Source organism: uncultured Mycobacterium sp., assembly GCF_964249325.1.
Taxonomy (GTDB): Bacteria; Actinomycetota; Actinomycetes; order Mycobacteriales; family Mycobacteriaceae; genus Mycobacterium.
The window spans coordinates 1-4,323 of the sequence record NZ_CAXUCH010000305.1 but is presented as its reverse complement, the minus strand read 5'-3'; the positions used below and the strand labels follow the sequence as shown (position 1 = coordinate 4,323).

Annotated in this window: 6 protein-coding genes and 1 pseudogene; 1 reads left to right on the top strand and 6 read right to left on the bottom strand. The window is 64.9% G+C overall.

Annotated features, from left to right (window positions below; genetic code table 11):
- The 5 genes from ACFE99_RS23225 to ald all read right to left on the bottom strand — a co-directional run.
- The coding region (locus ACFE99_RS23225) for a transposase (protein ID WP_375488957.1) at positions 1–335 on the bottom strand (335 nt) is incomplete at its 3' end.
- Positions 336–549: 214 nt separating this feature from the next.
- Entirely contained in the window at positions 550–1,518 is a 969-nt protein-coding gene (locus ACFE99_RS23220) for a porin (RefSeq protein WP_375488955.1), read from the bottom strand.
- The gene (locus ACFE99_RS23215) at positions 1,502–2,032 is read right to left on the bottom strand and encodes a hypothetical protein (RefSeq protein ID WP_375488953.1); all 531 of its coding nucleotides are present in this window, start codon (positions 2,030–2,032) and stop codon (positions 1,502–1,504) included. The genes ACFE99_RS23220 and ACFE99_RS23215 overlap by 17 nt, the downstream gene beginning before the upstream one ends.
- Positions 2,033–2,068: 36 nt before the next feature.
- Entirely contained in the window at positions 2,069–2,431 is a 363-nt protein-coding gene (locus ACFE99_RS23210) for a PEP/pyruvate-binding domain-containing protein (protein WP_375488951.1), read from the bottom strand.
- 82 nt (positions 2,432–2,513) lie between these two features.
- Positions 2,514–3,629 (bottom strand): alanine dehydrogenase, encoded by a 1,116-nt coding sequence (ald, locus tag ACFE99_RS23205; protein WP_375488949.1) that lies wholly within the window; start codon positions 3,627–3,629, stop codon positions 2,514–2,516.
- Positions 3,630–3,758: 129 nt separating this feature from the next.
- Between ald and ACFE99_RS23200 the strand changes: the two are divergent.
- Positions 3,759–4,127, top strand: a pseudogene (locus ACFE99_RS23200) (Lrp/AsnC family transcriptional regulator); the annotation flags it as partial.
- A gap of 9 nt (positions 4,128–4,136) precedes the next feature.
- On the opposite strand, the gene ACFE99_RS23195 reads toward ACFE99_RS23200, so the two are convergent.
- The coding region (locus ACFE99_RS23195) for a hypothetical protein (RefSeq protein WP_375488959.1) at positions 4,137–4,323 on the bottom strand (187 nt) is incomplete at its 5' end.

Sequence of the window (4,323 nt, the reverse complement as noted above, 5' to 3'; positions counted from 1 at the left end):
GCCTGTGCGTCTGAGGCGTTCAGGCCCAGCTCACCCGCGATCTGCCGGTTGGACAGGTTCAAGCCCATGAAATACAGGCACAGCACCCACACCCGCAGCGGCTGGTGGTGCCCGGCCAGCACCGTGCCGGTGAGATCGTCGAAACGCCCCGAACATGCCTTGCAGCGATAGCGCTGCCGGCGGCGCTGCGTGTCGTCGCATCCGTCTCGGATCACCGCACCGCTCTCGCAGGTAGGGCAGCGCACGCCCGCTGGCCAGCGGTGCTCGCGCACCAGCGCGTAGCACTTGGCGTTGTCCAGCAAGCTTGAAAAGTTGACCAGATCGGATGCGGCCATGGCAGAAGCTCCTCGCGCGAGCAGGCCACCTACTCCCGCTTCCGCCCGCGCACCAGAGGTTCTCAGACCCGCTTTCCGATCCCGACCTCACCACCCCGAAACCCAACAAGAGCCACCCACTTTAGCTGGGGCTGCAGTGCTGGACGGGCGGTTTGGCCACCCGCCGATCCAGCTTGCGGCGTAGCGCCCCAGGTTTTGACACTTCCCTCTGCAATCACCATTCAAAGCCGGTGCCGATCGCGAAGATCTGCGACGCGATCTTGTTGCTGTACGGGTTGCCGGCCGTTGACCCGGCCGTGACGCCCTGGCCGGTGATGAAGTTGTAGCCGTTCTGCTTGCGCTCGCCATACAGGTAGGAGGCGAACAGCGACAGGCCCGGCGCCAGGGAGTAGGTTCCGCCCGCGGCGATGCCCTGCTCGGTGCGCACGCGGCCGTAGAAGGCGTTGGCGGCATCGCCCGCGCTCTTGTTGTAAAGGTAATGCGCTCCGAAGATGAGCGGCCCGGCCGTGTAGGAGAAGCCGGCGGTCCAGGCCTCGCTGTCCGGCAGCCCCTTCGGGACGAGCGTGCCGACCTGGCCGTTGTAGCGGCCGAACTGATACTTGCCGCCGACGCTGAAGCCGCCGTAGGTCACGGCAAGGCCGAAGTCGCCGACGTTCAGGCCGTCAAAGTTGGGCCGGATTCCCCCGGCGGCCTGCGGGTTGTTCGTGAACGCCAGGCCGGAGTTGTCGAGCACGTGCCCACCGCCGATGTAGCCGCCGGTGGCCGCGACGCCGAAGGCGCCGAACGTGCCGCGGTAGCGCAGCAGCGCGTCCACGGTGTTCTTGCGCCGGGCGCTTTCCGCGTTGATCGGCGAGGAGGAGAGACGGTCGCAGCCTGGGCCGGCCACGCCCTGGCCGTTCGCACCGGTTGCAGTAGTGTAAGCACCACTTGAGTTGACGAAATCGGTGCCGAGCGGAGCCGAGGTGTTGCAGGGGTCGCCCAGCAGCAGGCCGCCGGTGTTCGGCTCATAGGATACGCCGAAGTCGAGGCCGTAAAGCTGCGGCGACAGGTAGATCGCCTTGGTTGTCGTATAGTAGTCGCCAGAGTCGGCGAATGGCCAGGTTAGCTGGGTGTTGCCTGCTGCCAAGCCGCCAATGTCGCCGTTGAAGCCGCCGTCGTTGAAATCTTCAAAATTGCCGGTCATAAAGGCTGCTCGGCTGGTCGGTCGAGCCGAGGCGGATGGTGCCGAGCTGGTCGGTGCCGATGTAGCCCCATTCCCGCCGGAAGAACAGGAGGGAGCGCGTCCGGTTCGCGCCCCCGACTCCGCCATACGTGCCGCCACCGGCGCCGACGTTGTTATCCTGCCGGATTTCAAGGCTGGCGCCGTACCTCAGGCCGTTCGCGGCGACGCCGTCGAAGCCTGGAAACAAGCGCGCATAGTTGCCGAAACCGTAGCTCGATTGCTTGTTGGTGCCGGGCAGCGCGCCCACCCCGGCCACATTCACGGTCCCGGTCGGGTTCGGAAGCGCAGACGAGTTGCCCGCCGCGTTGTTGTTCGCATCGCGGTCAGCGACGATCCCGCCGTAGAACCGGAACCGGCCGTTTAGGCGGACCGCCACGGTCCCCGGCGCCGGGCTGGCCGTCTGGGCGTCCGCCACAGTGGCCACTCCCATCGAGGCGCCCAGTGCGGCCACGGTGGCCAGCAGGAGCTTACGCATTCAACTTCTCCCCAACATCGTTGAAAAAGATTGTAACTACTCACCCGCCTCACGCATGCTCAAGCGCTTTGCATGACCGCTTCCCCGGCCAGCGCGGCCCGTAGCGCTCCGAACGCGGTCAGCCCATGCAAGCGCCCGGTGGCGATGATGCTGACAGCCGCGGCATAGACCCGGGCGCCCCACTCGGCGCGGAACCCGTGGAGGATCAGTTTCGGGGTATCGCCGGTCGTGGGCGTAGAAGTTGGTGCAGACTTCGGTCGTCACCGTGAAGCCGGGCGGCACCGGCAGGCCGAGCTGCGCCATCTCGGCCAGGTTGGCGCCCTTGCCGCCGAGCAGGTCGCGCTGGCTGCCCGAACCCTCGGCCGCGCCGCCGCCGAAGGCATAGACCCACTTCGGCATTAGAATTCTCCACCTGCGACAGTCCGGCAAACAACCACTGGCTGCCACGTCTGTTGATGGCCAGCTGCGGACGCAGAGGTGCTCAGATGCGCAGCATTTCCTCGGCAGGGCAGTAGTCGAGGTTCAGGCTGCTGGCGACCGCCCGGTGCGTGACACGGCCGTGGTGCACATTGAGCCCGTCGCGCAGATGCGGGTCCTGCTGCATCGCCATCATTCCCTTCTCGGCGAGCGCAAGTCCGAACGGAAGTGTCGCGTTGTTTAGCGCTTGGCTGGAGGTGAGTGGGACCGCGCCGGGCATGTTCGCCACACAATAGTGGATCACCCCGTCGACCTCGTAGGTCGGCTCGCTGTGCGTCGTCGGATGCGAAGTTTCGAAGCAGCCACCCTGGTCGATGGCGACGTCCACGATCACCGCGCCACGCTTCATGCTTCCGAGCATGTCCCGCCCGACAAGCCTGGGGGCGATTGCCCCCGGGACCAGGACAGCGCCAATCACGACGTCAGCCCTCGTGACTTCGTCCTCAACGGCGTTGAGAGTCGAGAACCGCGTCCTGGCCCGCCCGCCGAACATTTCGTCAAGTTCCCGCATGCGCGGGATGGAGCGGTCGAGAACGACAACGTCGGCGCCCAAGCCCACAGCCATCCTGGCGGCATGCGTGCCGACGACTCCACCCCCGAGGATCAAGACGCGTGCTGGGATCACGCCGGGAACGCCGCCTAGGAGCAAGCCCCGGCCACCCGCGTAGCGGCGCAGGCCGGCGCCGGCGGCCTCCACGGCCAACCGTCCCGCCACCTCGCTCATGGGAGCGAGAAGGGGCAGGTTGCCCCGGGCGTCCGTCACGGTTTCGAAGGCGACTGCCGTGCATCCTGTAGCCAAAAGTCCGCGAGTCTGATCCGGGTCCGGGGCGAGGTGGAGGTAAGTGAAAAGGATCTGTCCTTCGCGCAGACGCTCCCATTCCGCGCGTTGCGGCTCTTTAACCTTCACAATCATGCCGGCACTCGCGAAAACGTCTTCCGCGGTCGGCACGATAGTCGCTCCAACTCGGGCGTAAAACTCGTCGCTGGCGCCGATCCCCATCCCGGCTCCTGTCTCGACGAGCACCTCGTGACCGTTCGAGACATACTCCCTCACCGCCTCGGGGGTCAGACCTACCCGGTACTCGTGCGCCTTGATCTCCTTCGGAACGCCGACACGCATGTTCATCCTCCAGTTTGCAGTACAAGGATAAGCGCTAATCGACGGCGTTTCCTGGCGAAAGCGCGTTGACATCGGCAAAAAATCGGTGGTCTCCTACGCCAAAGAGCAACTTGACGCAGGAATCGGTCTTTGCAGCTCGACCACCTCGATCTCGCCCTTTTGCGAGAACTGTCCAGCGACGGCCGGGTGAGCCATGCTGACCTTTCACAACGAGTCGGTCTGTCCAGTACCGCCTGCGCACGGCGCATCAAGGTACTGGAGGACGCAGGTGTGATCAGGGGCTACTCGGCTACGCTCAACTTCGGTCGCCTCGCCCTAGGCACGACAGTTCTCGTTCGGATCACCCTCAACAGCCAAAGCGAGGAAGCACTTCACAGGTTCGAGGGAGCGTTGAGGAATTGTGCATCAGCGGTCCGATGCTTTCTCATGTCCGGAAGCGACGATTATCTCGTCACAGTTCTCGCGCGAGACATCGAGGATTTCGAGCATATTCACAGGACGCAGCTATCACGATTGCCCTACGTCGCTCACATTCAGTCGAGCTTCGCTTTGCGAGAAGTGGTCGACCGCGCTGCCCCCACTCGCGCTTTTGGACCGGCGGTAGTGCGAGAGGTGGCCGGGGGAATTCGGACAGGTCGCTAAGTGGATTTTCTGCCTGAGCGCGGCGAGGATGCCGCGGATCAGGAGCAAGAAT

Coding starts and splice junctions, on each gene's coding strand:
- ACFE99_RS23215 (WP_375488953.1), bottom strand. CDS start 2,032: ATGCGTAAGCTCCTGCTGGCCACCGTGGCCGCACTGGGCGCCTCGATG.
- ald (WP_375488949.1), bottom strand. CDS start 3,629: ATGCGTGTCGGCGTTCCGAAGGAGATCAAGGCGCACGAGTACCGGGTA.
- ACFE99_RS23210 (WP_375488951.1), bottom strand. CDS start 2,431: ATGCCGAAGTGGGTCTATGCCTTCGGCGGCGGCGCGGCCGAGGGTTCG.
- ACFE99_RS23220 (WP_375488955.1), bottom strand. CDS start 1,518: ATGACCGGCAATTTTGAAGATTTCAACGACGGCGGCTTCAACGGCGAC.